This window comes from Aquabacter sp. DMC10, assembly GCF_056314145.1.
In genome coordinates, this window is the sequence record NZ_JBQUYX010000001.1 from 152159 (window position 1) to 165669 (window position 13511).

Here is a 13511-nt window from a genome sequence, read left to right on the forward strand (position 1 = left end):
AGCCCTTAGCCGGAATGGGAGAAAGCCGTGTGACGGCCGGACGTCAGCCTTCGGAGGGATAGAGGGGGGCAAGCCGTGCCCCGCGCGGAGCGCGCGCCGGCCGGCGGGCCGCCCGCTCCGCCTTCACCGCCTTGACGAGCGTGCGGCCGCGCCAGGGGGCCGGCATGGCGCCGTGGAGGGCAGTGCCCAGCGCCTTCCCGGCCTCTTCCAGCTCCGGCGCGCGGGGCGCTCCGGCGGCCCGTAGGAAGGCGAGATAGGCGGACTGGGCGGCGGACGCATCATTGCGCTTGCCGGCGGCCGCCAGCCGATCAAGGGCGGCGGTGACCACGGCCTCCCCACCGCCCCGGCCGGCGCGGAAGGGTGCGCGGCGGGCGGGCGCGGGCCGCAAGGTGCGCCGACGGGCGCGGGCGGCGCGATGCCGGCCGATCACGGCCAGGAACAGGCCAAGCGTCAGCAGGCCCGCCGCCACCGCCGCCACCAGGCGCGCATGGGTCTCGATATAGGCCAGGGCGGGCACCACGATGGCCGCCACCAGGTCCTGCCCCGGCGGGGCGGGGGCGCCCTGGGCGGGCTCCTGCGGCTCGTCCTCCACCACGGCCACATTCTGGTCGGCGGATGTGGGGGGTGCGGGGGCGGCGCCGGCGATGGAGAAGGTCTCGGGCGGCAGCACCGCCTTTTCCTGGCGGTTGGCGGCGGTGTTCCACCAGTCCACCTCCACCGCGGGCAAGGTGAAGGTGCCCGGGCGGGACGGCACCACAGACACCACCTGCGTCAGCTGGGCCGCCGCTTCGCCCTTCACCTGCACGGCTTCCGGCCGGCTCTCATCCTCATATTGGCGCAGCCCGTCCACCGCGAGGGGGGCGAGCGGGGGCAATTGGTTGGGGGTGGCGCCCACCGCCACGAGGCGGATGGTGCGGGTCAGCGTATCGCCCACCTGCGCCTTGGTGGGCGGGCTCGACCATTGGCTGGTCAGCGTCACCGCCTTGGCCGGCAGGAACCAGCCGGTGGCGGCGCTGGGCCGGGGCTTGACCTCCACATCCAACGGGTCGGTATGCAGGTTGATCTCGCGCCCGGGCGCGCCGGCATCAAGCCAGCCGGACGGGCTGGGCTGGCGCCCGAGCAGGCGCGCCATCTCCGCATCCAAGCTGGCGGAAGACGAGCCCGGAACGGTGGCCTTGAGGGTGATGGGCAGGATGTGGATGGTGCCGCTTTTCTGCGGCGTCATCACATAGTCCTGCTGATAGACCCGATACCGCTTCTTGCCGATGGTGCGCACATAGGTCTGCTGTTCGCCGCGGGGGGCGAAGCTGGCGCCCTCGGCCTCGGGCCGCGTCAGCGCGCCCGAACGCATGCCGAGCGCATCATAGATGCGCACGGAAATGGGGATCTCCCCCTGCACATAGGCGTCGCCCTTGCCCGCCTCCATCTGCACGAACAGGGGACGATCCTCATTCACGTCCACGGGGGGCGCGGCGGCCACGTCGAGCCGCACCGGCTGGGTGGAGAGGCCGGCCACGCTGAGGGCGGGGATGGTCAGGGTGCCCGTGCGCTTGGGCGCCAACAGCATCACCCATTCGTTCACCACGGTGCGCTTCCCGTCCACGGTGGTGGTGCGGCTGCCGCGCCGGCGGTCGACGATCTCGAAGTCCCGGGACAGCGCGGACAGGTCGGGCGGCGTGCTGCTGTCGCCCCCGGCAAGCGAGAGGACGAGCGTCACCGTCTCGCCCATGGCCACCGACGTGCGGTCGGTGGTGGCGGTGAGCGTCGCCGCCAGGGCCGGCAGCGCGGCGAGGAGGCTCCCCAGGAGCAGGACGGCCAGCACCGCCCGCCGCACAGCGGTGCGAACGGAGGGAAGGGTCGTCATGGGCCCTTCTCCTCATAAGCGGGCACCGGCGAGCCGGAATAATAGGAGCGGATGCGGGCGCGCAGCAGGCCCACCGGATCATCCGGCACGCTGCGCAGCGCCTGCTCGCGATTTTGGTCCTGCTCCGTCATGGGGCGGGGCATCAGGACCATCTGCGGGTCCTTGGACGGGTCCTTCGGCGTGCCGCCGGGCTGCACCTGCACCGGCCGGGCGGGCTGCGCCTGCGGGGCCTGGCCCGGTTGCGACTGGCCCTGTTGACCTTGAGCCGGCTGCGCCGGCGTAGGCTTGGGCTGGGGCGCGGGCTGGGCCGGTTGCGACTGGCCCGGCTGCTGGCCTTGCTGCGGCCCTTGTGGCTGGGGCTGCGCGGGCTGCGGCTGGGGGGCGCCTTGGGGCGGCTCCGGCTTCTGGTTCGGCGGCGGCGGCGGGGCGAACGGGTCGGGCTGGTCCTCGCCCGGCTTGTCGGGCGGCGGCGCCTTGTCCGCGCCCGGCGACTTGGGATCGGGCTTCTTATTGTCCCCTGGCTTGGTGGGGTCGGGCTTGGAGGTGTCGGGCTTGGAGGTGTCGGGCTTATCCTGTCCCTTCTCCTTATCCGGTCCCTTCTCCGGCCCCTGACCCGGCTCGGGCTTCTTCTGGTCCTTGCCCTGGTCCTTGTTGGGTCCCTGGTTCTGGCCCTTGTCGGGACCGGGCTGCTCGGGCTGAGGCTTGTCGCCGGGATCCTTCTTGGGTTCGGGTCCCTTGTCCTGGCCCTTGTCCTTGCCGTCGGAGGGCTTCTGGTTGGCCTGCGACTGCCCCCCACCGCCCTGCTTCTGCTGGTCCTTCTGGTCCTTCTGGTCTTTCTGGTTCTTCTGATTCTGCTGGTTTTGCTTGTTCTGCTCGTCCTGCTGCTGCTTGCGCAGCTCCAGGACCTGCTTGACGATGTCCAGATTGTGCTGGGCGTCCGCATCCTTCGGATCGCGAGCGAGCGCGGCCTCATAGGCCGAGACTGCCTCTTCCAGCTTGCCGGCCTTGGCCAGCGCATTGCCGCGATTATAGTCCGCTCCCGGCATGGAGCCGAAGGTGGAGGCGGCGGCATCGTAATTGCCGCCCTCGTAAAGGGCGCTGCCCTTCCAGGCGGGATCCGCAAAGCTGCGGGCGGCGGCGTCGTAATCCTTGCGGGAGAAGGCGCTGGCGCCCTGCTGGTCGGGGGTTTGCCAGAGGTTGCGCCAGGTGCTGTCAGCCCGCTGAAGGGCGGCGGCGTCCGGCGCCTCCAGGGCCTGCGCCCGCGCCGCGCCGGACAGCGCACCGCCCAAGAGGAAGGCGAGCGGCAGGGCCGCGAGCCAGCCGCGCCGGAACGCCAGCGCCGCGAGCGGCGCCGCCAGAAGCAGGAGCCAGGGCCCCATATCCACCCATTGGTCGGCCTTCAAGCCGGTCTCCTGCAAGGGCGTGCGCGCTTCCGCCAGCGGCGAGCGCGACGCCACCGCCCGCGCCAACACCGCATCCAGATCACGCCCGTCCGGCGAAACCGCGGCAAAGCGCCCGCGACCAAGGCCGGCCAAGGCCTTCAACTCGCTTTCCCCCGCGCCGCTGCCGCCGGACACGGACACATCGAGCACATTGACCACATAGCCCGCGGCCGCGGCGGCCGAGACAGCGGCCTTCGTCAGCGGCGGGTTCTGGCCTGCCCCATCCGCCACCAGAACGATGCGTCCCGTGGGCGCGCCGGTGTTCTTCAGGAGCTTCACCGCCTCGGCGATGCCGAGGTCCGGCCGGTCGCCGGGCACGGGCATGAGGTCGGTGGCCAGTTCCGGCAGCATCAGCCCGACCACACGGGCATCCTCCGTGAGGGGCGCGGCCACGAAGGGCGCCTCCGCATAGATGACGAGCCCCACCTGCCCACCCTTCATGCGGCCGAGCATGTCCTCCACCTTGTGGCGGGCGGCCACCAGGCGCGAGGGCTTGCGGTCGGTGGCGTCCATGGAGCGGGAGAGCGAGAGCACCACCACCACAGGATCGAGCCGGTCGAGCGTGGGGGTCGGCACCTTCTGCCAGGCCGGGCCGGCAAGCGCCACCACGGTGAGCGCCCAGGCGAGCAGCAGCGCCGGCACGGGCCAGCGCCGCATGCCCGCCCGTTCACGCACCGCGAGGTGACGCAGGAGATGGGCATCCACCAATCCCGCCCAGTCGTCCCGCCCCTGGCCGAGCCGGCGCCACACCAGGAGCGCCAGCAGAACGGCGGGGATGAGCGCATAGAGCCAGTCAGGCCGCAGGAAATGGAAGCCGGCCGGGATCATCCGCGCGCCTCCCCGGCGGCCGCCGCAGGAGCAGGAGCAGGAGCAGGAGCAGGAGCAGGAGCAGGGGCAATCGCCACCCGCCGCCGCGTCGGCAGGACGCCCAGCAGGCCGCCCAGGAAGGACAGCCCCAGCGCCACCGCGAGCGGCCAATGGAACAGGGAGACGGTGGGGCTGAGATAAAGCGGCTCGCCCGCCACCGGCTCCATCCGGTCAATGTCCGCATAGATGGCCGCAAGGCCGGCGCTGTCGCGGGCGCGGAAATAGCGCCCCCCGGTCATGTCCGCGATCTTCTGAAGCGCGTCCTCGTCCAGGTCCATGGACGGGTTGATGATGCGCGAGCCCATGGCGAGCCGGTCGGCACCGACCCCGATGGTGTAGATCTTCACATGCTCCTGCCGGGCCACCTCGGCGGCGAGGATGGGGTCCAGCACGCCGGAATTGTTGGCGCCGTCGGTCAGGAGGATCATGACGCGCTGGTCATCGGGCCGCGTGCGCAAGGTCTTCACGGCCAGCGCGATGGCATCCCCGATGGCGGTTTCCTGGCCGGTAAGCCCGATGCGGGACTGGTCCAGCAACTGGCGCACCACGTCGCGGTCGAAGGTCAGCGGGCTCTGGATATAGGCCCGCGACGAGAACAGGATCAGCCCCAGCCGGTCGCCCTTGCGCCGGGCGATGAAGTCGTCGGCCACCGACTTCACCACGGTGAGGCGGTCCGTGGGCTTGCCGTCCTTGGAGAGATCCTGGCGGGCCATGGAGCCGGAGAGGTCGACGGCGAGCATCAGGTCGCGCCCGTCCACCGGCAGCGGCACGGGCGTGCCCACGATCACCGGCCGGGCGGCGGCCGCCACCAGGAGAAAATAGATGAGGCTCATGAGCACGAGGCGCACCAGCTTCTTGCGCCGCGCGCCCTCCCCCACCAGGCCCGCCGCCCGCATCTGGGCGAAGAAGGGCACCCGCAGCGCGCCGGAACGCGACACCTTGGCCGCCGGCACAAGGAAGCGCACCAGCACCGGCACCAGCAGAAGGAGAAAGGCGAAGGGCCATTGAAAGGTCATTTGGCGTTGACCTTGATCCAGGTGCACAAGGCCGCCACCAGGGCCGCGCGGGGCACGCCATCCCCGCCGGGCGCGTGCGGCGGCACATAGGGGGCGAGCGCGACGAAGCGCGCCACCTCCTCCCCCATGCCGCCCTTGCCGGCGGCCAGCACCTCTTCCCAGGCGGGGCCGGTGAAGGTGACCGCCGCCTCGTCCCGCCCGCGGGACACCACGATGCGGCGCAGAAGGATGGCGCTCGCCGCCGCCACGGACCGGGCATCGGGATGCGCCTTCACATCGGCCGCGATGGCCTTGACCTGCTGGCGCACCTTGTAGGACAGCGTCTGCCGGCGCCGCCATTCCAGATAGAGTGCGATCAGCAGCACCACGAACAGCGCGCCCGCCAGCATCCACCAGCCCGGCGCCAATGGCCAGAACGGCACCTCGCCCGGCAGATGCAGGCCGCGCAACTGAGCGAGCAATTCCTGCCCCGGCGGGTCCAGAGGCGATGGCGGCAGGGAATAAGGCTGCTGCGGGTTCATCGCGGCCCCTTCCGTCCCGGCTGCAGGCGCGCGGGCGAGAGCAGGTCGGCGGGGTCCTCGCCGGTGCGCAGCACGCGAAAGGCCAGGCCCCGCTTGCGGGAGAAGGCCTCGATGCGCGCGCGCCGCTCGGCGAACAGCCGCAGATAGGCGGCGGGCGCGGCCCGGCCTTCCAGGTCCAGGATGGCCACGGTCTTGCCGTCGCTCAACCGATAGGCCCCGGGCGGCGGGGCGGCCTCTTCCAGCGCATCCTGCACGAACAGGTTCGCCACCTCGCAATGGGTGGCAAGCCGCCCCATCTCCTGCTCGGCATGGGCATCGAAATCGGCGAAGTCGCTGGCCACGAACACCAAGGTGCCCGGCCGGCTGGCATGGCGGGCGCGGGCCAGCGCATCGGCCAAGGGCGGGCCGTTGCGGGCATGGGTGGGAGAGAGCGCATGGCGGGTGCCCTCCGCCATGGCCTTCATCAAGCCGAGCACCTCGTTGCGGCTGCGGCGGGGCGCGAAGGCGGAGAGGCCATCGGGCGTCAACACCAACCCGCCGACACGGTCGCCGCCCTCCAGCGCCACCCACGACACGAAGGCGCAGGCGCGGGCCGCCAGCACCGACTTGAAGCACACCCGCGTGCCGAACAGCATGGAGGGGCGCAGGTCCAGCACCACCAGCACCGGGCGCTCCCGCTCCTCCTGGAACAGCTTGGTGTGCGCCTTGCCGGTGCGCGCCGTCACCCGCCAGTCGATGGTGCGCACGTCATCGCCCGGCTGATAGGTGCGCACCTCGTCGAATTCCATGCCCCGGCCGCGGAACGAGGATTTGTGACCGCCGAAGCGCAGGGTGCGCACCTTGTCCGCGCCCCCATAGCCGCGGGCGCGCCCCTTCGGCCGCGCCGCGATCAGCTCGTTGAGGTCGGCGACAATGCCGGTCAGTTCGTCCCGGTCGGCGGCCATCAGCGGCGGTCGCTCAGCTCACCGGCACGCGGGCGAGCAGGGCATCGATGAAGTCATCGGAGGAATATCCGTCCGCCTGCGCCTCGAAGGTCAGGAGCACGCGGTGGCGCAGCACCGGCTTGGCGATGGCCTGCACATCCTGCGGCAGCACATGGTCGCGGCCCCGCAACCAGGCATGGGCGCGGGCGCAGCGGTCGAGCGCGATGGTGCCGCGCGGGCTGGCGCCGAAGGAGACCGCCCCCTTGAGATCCGCGCCGTAAAGCTCGGGCGCGCGGGTGGCCGCCACGATCTGCAACAGATACGTCTCCACCGCCTCTGACATGTGCACCGCCTGGACGGCGCGGCGGGCGGCGAACACCACCGCCTGGGGCACCCGCTCGCCGAACGCCAGTTCCTCGCCCCGCGCCTCGCCCCGCACGATGCGCAGGATCTGCCGCTCGGCCGCAACGTCGGGATAGCCGATGCGCACATGCAGCAGGAACCGGTCGAGCTGCGCCTCGGGCAGCGGATAGGTGCCTTCCTGCTCGATGGGGTTCTGGGTGGCCATGACCAGGAACAGCTTTGGCAAGGCATAGGTGGTGCCGCCCACCGTCACCTGCCGTTCCGCCATGGCCTCCAGGAGCGCTGCCTGCACCTTGGCCGGGGCGCGATTGATCTCGTCCGCCAGGATGAAATTATGGAACACTGGACCCGCCTGGAAGCGGAAGGTGCCGTCCTCGGGCCGGTAGATGTCGGTGCCGGTGAGGTCGGAGGGCAGCAGGTCCGGGGTGAACTGGATGCGCTGGTCGTCGCATTGGATCGCCCGGGCCAGCGCCTTCACCGCCTTGGTCTTGGCGAGACCCGGCGCGCCCTCCACCAGGAGATGCCCGTCCGCCAGCACCGCCACCAGCAAGAGGTCCACGAAGGCCGGCTGGCCCACGATGGCCGCATTCATATAGGCCGCCAGCCGGTCGAAGGTGCGCTTGGGCAGGTCGCTCGCCGCCAGCGCGGCCATCGCCTGCGCCTCCCGGGCCTGCGCCTGTGCGTGGGCGGCAGCCTGGGCGTGGGCGGCTGCCTGGGCGTGGGCGGCTGCCTGGGCGTGGGCTTGGGCGTGCGCCTGGGCAGCTTGGGCTTGAGCAGCTTGAAGCTGGGCGGCGTCTGGACTCTGATTCATCTCGGCTCGGCTTCCGGGGGGCGTTCGACCGGCGCCCTCTATAGCGCAGCATCCAGGCCGGTCGCACGCCCACAAAAATGACTTTTAGGTAATGGCATATTTCTACCCACACCTGGGCCGAAATCCGGCGGCGCGCCGCGACCTTAAGTTCCAGGCGCGCCCTGGCGCGCCCCGCCCGGCGGCATGCCCCGGCGGCCATGGCGCGCGCGGCATGGTGGACACCACGCGTGCGCGCCTGTTATCCGACTTGTCTGCGCCTCATCTCTCCGCTAGAAGCGCTCCACCACAACGGTGCCCCTGGGCACCGCGCCCCGGATGGAGAGGTGGCAGAGTGGTTGAATGCACCGCACTCGAAATGCGGCATACGGGCAACCGTATCGGGGGTTCAAATCCCTCCCTCTCCGCCAGCTCGTGAAGATCTGCCATATCTTTCAAGAGCTTGAAAGAATTAGGCCCTCCCCGCCCCCCTTCCCCACGTCTTGAAAACTCTGGCCACGCACGCGAGAGAGCCATTTGAGCTCGCCGCGCCTCGGTGTTCGCCACACGGGTGAAGCCCAGCCCTTTTGCAGGGCGTGCAGCACGTCGGCGATATGTGCGCCGCCCGGTGCCCAATGTGCTTTCTGGCGCCAGATCCCAAACCACTCGGCTGAGCCCTCCGGCGCGCTGTTGCGCTGTGGAGCGTTATCGCGCCCGAAATCGCAGGGGGGCAAACGCCGAGCGGGGGGGTCCTTCGCATCGATCGGACACTGGCCCTTTGCCGCACAAGCATCGGGCGGGGGACCACCCGTGCCGATGAATGCATATTGAAACGACGTTGCATTTCTGATTATCTGGCCACTGTTCGGTTGCGCGACGGAGAAGCGCGCGGTTGCCGATGGGTCAACGGCGAAGGAAACGCTTATGGATCACGAACGTTGCGGCAGCCGCCGCTCGGTCGCCAAACATGTCTTGCTGACCAGACGCACCCTTTTGATGGCGGCAGCGCTGGCGCCGTTCGCGGCTGAAGCGCAAGCGCAGACGGCTTGGCCGTCCAGGCCCATCACCTATGTGGTCCCCTATCCGGCGGGCGGCACCACCGACCTCCTCGGTCGGCTGGTTTCCCAGGCCCTTTCTGAGGCTCTTGGCGTGCCCGTGGTGGTGGACAACCGCTCCGGTGCTGTGGGAACCATCGGCGGCGCCTTCGTCGCGCGGGCCGCACCGACCGGCGATGTGCTTCTGGGCACCTCGATCGGGCCGCAGACGATCATGCCCCATTTGATGAAGTTATCGTACGACCCCGCCAAGGCCTACGAGCCGATCGTCACCATCGGGACGGTGCCGCACGTCCTGGTCGTCGCGGAGAATTCGCCGTTCAATTCGGTGCAGGATCTGATCGCCGCCGCCAAAGCCAAACCCTCCAGCATTTCCTTTGCGTCCGGTGGCCTCGGATCGATCATCCAGATGCAAGGTGAGTTTCTCGCCCTGCAGACCGACACCACCATGGTTCACGTGCCCTATCGCGGCGACGCGCCGGCCATTCAGGACGTGATGAGTGGCCAGGTGAATTTCGTCTTCACCCCGGTCTCCGTCGGTGTGCCGCAAGTCCAGGCGGGCAAGGTCAAGGCACTCGCCGTAACATCGGCCCAACGCCTGCCGGCGCTGCCGAATGTGCCGACAATGACCGAATTGGGCTTCAAGGATTTCGTGATCGAGCAATGGCAGGCCGTGTACGCGCCTGCAGGGACGCCGGCTGACAGGGTTCAAAGGCTCAATCGGGATATCGATCAATATCTGCACAAGCCGGAGACGGTGGCCCATCTGGAGAAGGCTGGCGTCACCGTGGTCGGCGGCACGCCAGATGAACTTGCCAAGCGGCAGGCCACTGATTTCGAGCGTTGGGGTCGGATCATTAAGGCCGCCAACATCAAGATGGAGTGACCGCTCCCTCCAGGCGCTGAGCCTCGGTCGGCGACCGATCCGTCGACGGCTGAGAAAGCGGACATCTTAGATGGCGCCAGATCCTCGTGATGGGGGTGCAGGGTGTTTGCTGGCCAAACTCCGTATGCCGGGGCGCTGCACGACGGCTGCGCCCCAGGAACGAGAAGCACCGGAGCAACAATGACCATGTCCGGTTCACGCAAGTCGACCCCGGTGACGGCGGCGAACGGCGGACAAAATTCCATTGCAGAGAGGAATCTGTATCGCGCAAAGCTACCGCGACGTCTTCGTGATGTGCTGGCACTCGACGATTTCGAAACTCTTGCCCGCCGGCATTTGCCCCGCCCGATCTTTGGATATGTTTCGGGAGCGGCGGAAACGAACGCCTCCCTCCGCGACAACCGTACAGCCTTTGACCGCTACGGCTTCGTGCCCCGTGTGCTGATCGACGTCTCCAAGAGACGGCAGTCTACGGAATTGCTCGGCCGCGCCTATGCTGCTCCATTCGGCATCGCGCCCATGGGCATCAGCGCTTTGTCTGCGTTTCGCGGGGACCTCGTTCTCGCCGAGGCTGCCGCCGCGGCCAACATTCCCATGATCCTGAGCGGCTCGTCTTTGATCCGGATGGAGGAGGTCGCCGCCATTGGCAGGACGACCTGGTTTCAGGCCTATCTCCCCGGCGAGATAGACCGGATCGAGGCTCTCCTCGATCGGGTCAAGCTGGCGGGCTTCGACACGCTGGTCCTCACGGTGGATACGGCAGTTCTGGCAAACCGCGAAAACAATATCCGCAGTGGCTTTTCGACCCCGCTTCGGCCCAGCCTGCAACTCGCCTGGCAGGGCCTGACGCATCCGCGTTGGACCGTGAACACGTTTCTGCGAACGTTGGTCACGCACGGCATGCCGCACTTCGAGAATTCCGCAGCCCAACGCGGTGCTCCCATTCTGGCCAAGAGCGTCATGCGCGATTTCGGGGCGAAGGATCACTTGAACTGGCAGCACCTCGCGCTCATCCGCCGAAAGTGGGCGGGGAGGCTGGTGGTGAAGGGGATCATGTCGAGCGGCGACGCCAAATTGTGCCGCGACCACGGCGTCGATGGCATCATCGTTTCCAATCATGGCGGACGCCAGCTTGACGGGACGGTTTCGCCGCTCCGCGTTCTCCCAGGCATTGTCGATGCCGTCGGCGCAACATTGCCTGTCATGATGGACGGAGGCATCCGGCGCGGATCCGACGTGCTCAAGGCCCTTGCGCTCGGGGCCCGCTTTGTCTTCGTCGGGCGGCCGTTCAACTACGCTGCTGCGGTCGGCGGGGAGGTGGCCGTGCGTCACGCCATCGATATCCTGTGCAGCGAGATTGCCAGGAACATGGGATTGGCCGGTGTCACCTGCCTTGAGGAAATCACGCCAGACCTGCTGCTGCCGATCGGAGCGTGAGCCGAAGAGAGCGGAGCGCCGTTAGGAGCCGTTGCGATGTCCACCGTGGGAACCATCGCCGTCTACATCTCGAACGCGATAGATGGCGACATCTCCGTCTATCGGATGAGCCCGGCCGACGGTGCCCTGGCAGCATTAGGCCGGGTCACGGCTGGGCCTGTGGTCATGCCCATGGCCGTATCTCCCGACAAGCGCCATCTCTACGCCGTCGTCCGCTCCGCACCCATTCGCGTCCTGACGTATGGCATAGACGCGCACTCGGGCGCCCTTGTGCCCGTTGCGGAGGCGCCGCTGCCGGAAAGCATGCCTTACGCGGCAACGGATCGCCGTGGTCGCTTCTTCTTCACGGCCTCCTATGCGGGAAACATCATCGCGGTCAGCCCCATCGATGAGGATGGCAGGATCACCCGGCCCGCATCCCAAATTGTGCCGACCGGGACCCATGCCCACGCGATCCAAGCCGACGTTACCAATCGTTTTGTCTTTGCGACCAGCCTCGGCAGCGACCAGATCGCGCAGTTTCGGTTCCATGAAGACACCGGACTTCTGACCCCCAATACTCCGGCGACCATTGCGACCTTTCCGGGGGAAGGCCCTCGCCATTTGGCCTTTTCTCCCGACAATCGGTTCGCATATGTGCTTCACGAACTGTCCGGCACCGTCTCTCACTATGCATTGAATGCCGAGACCGGGACGCTGAGCCTCGTCGGGTCTACCGTCACGGTCCCCTCCGATGCTGGCCTCGTGCGGGGGAGCATTCAGCCGGCCATCACTGCGGCGCGGCTCGCCGAGCGATCCCGGGAAACGGCTGCATCGTCAAAACCAGCGATCTCAGCGGCCGATATTCAGATCACGCCGAACGGCCGCTTCCTCTTCACCACCGAACGCACGAGCAGCAAGCTTGCCCTGCTTGAGATTGACGGCGTCAGTGGCGCGCCGCGCTATGTCGTAAGCTTCGACACGGTGAGGCGCCCGCGCGGCATCAAGATTGACCCGACGGGCCGATACCTCATCGCCTCAGGCGAACAATCGGACATGGTCGCGGTCTATCGCATCGCGTCGGACACGGGGTGGCTTGAGGAAGTCGGCCGGTATCCCGGCGGGCGCGGCGCGAACTGGGTCGAGATCATAGATTTTCCATGAAACGAGGCTTCCACGAGACCAACTGGTGCCGGCCCGCCGTCGGTCGGGACTTGATAATCGGGAAAAAGCGAGGACCGCGATCATGCCATCAAGTCCCTCCTCCGAACCGATCGGCAGCGGCAACCAGACGGTCCCCTCCATGACCCAGCAGACGGACACACCCGGAATCGTTGTGCGCTGGTCATCGGGAATGCGCCCCCCTCGCATCGCCTTGCCCGTGGGCGCGGTGGACTGTCACCATCACATCTATGATGCGCGTTTCCCTGCCGATGAACGGGCGACCTTGGTTCCGCCGGACGCCTTGGTGGAAGATTACGAGCGGCTCAAGCTCCGGCTCGGCTTCACCCGCCACGTCATCGTCCAGCCCTCCACGTACGGCACGGACAATCGCTGCCTGCTCGATGCCCTGGCGCGCTTCGGGGCGTCCGCGCGGGGCGTCGTCGTGGTCGACGAACACATCGACGAGGATAGCCAGCTCGCCATGCACGAGAGCGGCGTCCGCGGCGTCCGCTTCAATCTCTCCTTGCCCGGCGGTCTTCAGATCGAAGCCATGCCCGCTGTGGCGAAGCGGATCGCTCCCTATGGCTGGCATATCCAGGTGGTGGCAAAGCCGGACAAGATCATGGCCCATGCCGATCTGCTGGCAAGCCTACCTGTCCCATTGGTCTTCGATCATCTGGGCCAAATCCCGGCCCCCGCCTTCGAGCATCCGGCCTATGAGATCATCGGCGCGCTCCTCGAAAGACGACGGGCTTGGCTGAAGATCTCCGGCCTCTACACGTTCGGAACGGACGGAGCACCCCGCTATGGGGAGGCGGAGGCCCTGGCCCGAGGGTATCTCGGCCGGTGCCCCGAGCGTCTGGTGTGGGGCACGGATTGGCCGCATCCGACCATGCCCGAGGACGCCAAGCCCGACGACGCAATGATGGTCGATCTGATTACCGACTGGATCGGTTCCGCTGACGTGTCGCGCCGGATCTTCGCGCGCAATCCGGCTGAGCTGTACGGCTTTGATGAAACGTGCGGTCTCGACCACGGATTGATCGCCGTGCCGCGCGAACCTGTGCGCTCGGCGGTGGATGGCGCGGCGGGCGAAGGCTAGAGCACTTCCGAGCGAAGTGGGAACCGGTGCGCGGCAAGGAAATGCGTGAAAGCAAAGAGATAGAGCGTTTCAGTGTTTCCATGAAACTCTGAGACGCTCTAGGTC

Annotated in this window: 10 protein-coding genes and 1 tRNA gene; 5 read left to right on the forward strand and 6 right to left on the reverse strand. The window is 68.1% G+C overall.

All coding sequences use genetic code 11. From position 1 onward, the window contains the following. Positions 1-43: 43 nt before the first annotated feature. From ACT54L_RS00645 to ACT54L_RS00670, 6 genes are read right to left on the reverse strand one after another with little or no spacing between them, the layout of a single operon-like run. Positions 44-1864: a BatD family protein gene (locus ACT54L_RS00645; RefSeq protein WP_476083609.1), complete on the reverse strand. Its 1821-nt coding sequence runs from the start codon at positions 1862-1864 to the stop codon at positions 44-46. After that, a complete protein-coding gene (locus tag ACT54L_RS00650) occupies positions 1861-4134 on the reverse strand; it encodes a VWA domain-containing protein (RefSeq protein WP_476083610.1) in 2274 nt (757 codons plus the stop codon). Before ACT54L_RS00650 ends, ACT54L_RS00645 begins: the two co-directional genes overlap by 4 nt. Next, positions 4131-5189: a vWA domain-containing protein gene (locus ACT54L_RS00655; RefSeq protein WP_476083611.1), complete on the reverse strand. Its 1059-nt coding sequence runs from the start codon at positions 5187-5189 to the stop codon at positions 4131-4133. The genes ACT54L_RS00650 and ACT54L_RS00655 overlap by 4 nt, the downstream gene beginning before the upstream one ends. Beyond that, positions 5186-5710, reverse strand: a complete 525-nt coding sequence (locus tag ACT54L_RS00660) for a DUF4381 domain-containing protein (protein ID WP_476083612.1) — start codon at positions 5708-5710, stop codon at positions 5186-5188. The genes ACT54L_RS00655 and ACT54L_RS00660 overlap by 4 nt, the downstream gene beginning before the upstream one ends. Further along, complete coding sequence (locus ACT54L_RS00665; protein ID WP_476083613.1) at positions 5707-6654, reverse strand: DUF58 domain-containing protein; 948 nt, start codon at positions 6652-6654, stop codon at positions 5707-5709. Before ACT54L_RS00665 ends, ACT54L_RS00660 begins: the two co-directional genes overlap by 4 nt. A gap of 13 nt (positions 6655-6667) precedes the next feature. Next, on the reverse strand, positions 6668-7648 hold the full coding sequence (locus ACT54L_RS00670) for an AAA family ATPase (protein ID WP_476084390.1): 981 nt from the start codon (positions 7646-7648) through the stop codon (positions 6668-6670). A gap of 476 nt (positions 7649-8124) precedes the next feature. On the opposite strand from ACT54L_RS00670, the gene ACT54L_RS00675 reads away from it, so the two are divergent. The 5 genes from ACT54L_RS00675 to ACT54L_RS00695 all read left to right on the forward strand — a co-directional run bounded on the left by ACT54L_RS00675 (position 8125) and on the right by ACT54L_RS00695 (position 13406). Next, positions 8125-8214: transfer RNA gene (locus ACT54L_RS00675), tRNA-Ser, on the forward strand. A 493-nt stretch (positions 8215-8707) separates the two neighbouring features. Then, the gene (locus ACT54L_RS00680) at positions 8708-9724 is read left to right on the forward strand and encodes a Bug family tripartite tricarboxylate transporter substrate binding protein (RefSeq protein WP_476083614.1); all 1017 of its coding nucleotides are present in this window, start codon (positions 8708-8710) and stop codon (positions 9722-9724) included. 186 nt (positions 9725-9910) lie between these two features. After that, positions 9911-11161 carry an alpha-hydroxy acid oxidase gene (locus ACT54L_RS00685; protein ID WP_476084391.1) on the forward strand — a complete coding sequence of 417 codons (1251 nt, stop codon included), beginning with the start codon at positions 9911-9913 and terminating at the stop codon, positions 11159-11161. A gap of 36 nt (positions 11162-11197) precedes the next feature. Then, entirely contained in the window at positions 11198-12304 is a 1107-nt protein-coding gene (locus tag ACT54L_RS00690; protein ID WP_476083615.1) for a lactonase family protein, read from the forward strand. Positions 12305-12329: 25 nt separating this feature from the next. After that, positions 12330-13406, forward strand: coding sequence for an amidohydrolase family protein (locus tag ACT54L_RS00695; RefSeq protein WP_476083616.1), 1077 nt, complete (start codon positions 12330-12332; stop codon positions 13404-13406). Positions 13407-13511: the final 105 nt, after the last annotated feature.

Coding starts and splice junctions, on each gene's coding strand:
- ACT54L_RS00645 (WP_476083609.1), bottom strand. CDS start 1,864: ATGACGACCCTTCCCTCCGTTCGCACCGCTGTGCGGCGGGCGGTGCTG.
- ACT54L_RS00650 (WP_476083610.1), bottom strand. CDS start 4,134: ATGATCCCGGCCGGCTTCCATTTCCTGCGGCCTGACTGGCTCTATGCG.
- ACT54L_RS00655 (WP_476083611.1), bottom strand. CDS start 5,189: ATGACCTTTCAATGGCCCTTCGCCTTTCTCCTTCTGCTGGTGCCGGTG.
- ACT54L_RS00660 (WP_476083612.1), bottom strand. CDS start 5,710: ATGAACCCGCAGCAGCCTTATTCCCTGCCGCCATCGCCTCTGGACCCG.
- ACT54L_RS00665 (WP_476083613.1), bottom strand. CDS start 6,654: ATGGCCGCCGACCGGGACGAACTGACCGGCATTGTCGCCGACCTCAAC.
- ACT54L_RS00670 (WP_476084390.1), bottom strand. CDS start 7,648: ATGGCCGCGCTGGCGGCGAGCGACCTGCCCAAGCGCACCTTCGACCGG.
- ACT54L_RS00680 (WP_476083614.1), top strand. CDS start 8,708: ATGGATCACGAACGTTGCGGCAGCCGCCGCTCGGTCGCCAAACATGTC.
- ACT54L_RS00685 (WP_476084391.1), top strand. CDS start 9,911: ATGTCCGGTTCACGCAAGTCGACCCCGGTGACGGCGGCGAACGGCGGA.
- ACT54L_RS00690 (WP_476083615.1), top strand. CDS start 11,198: ATGTCCACCGTGGGAACCATCGCCGTCTACATCTCGAACGCGATAGAT.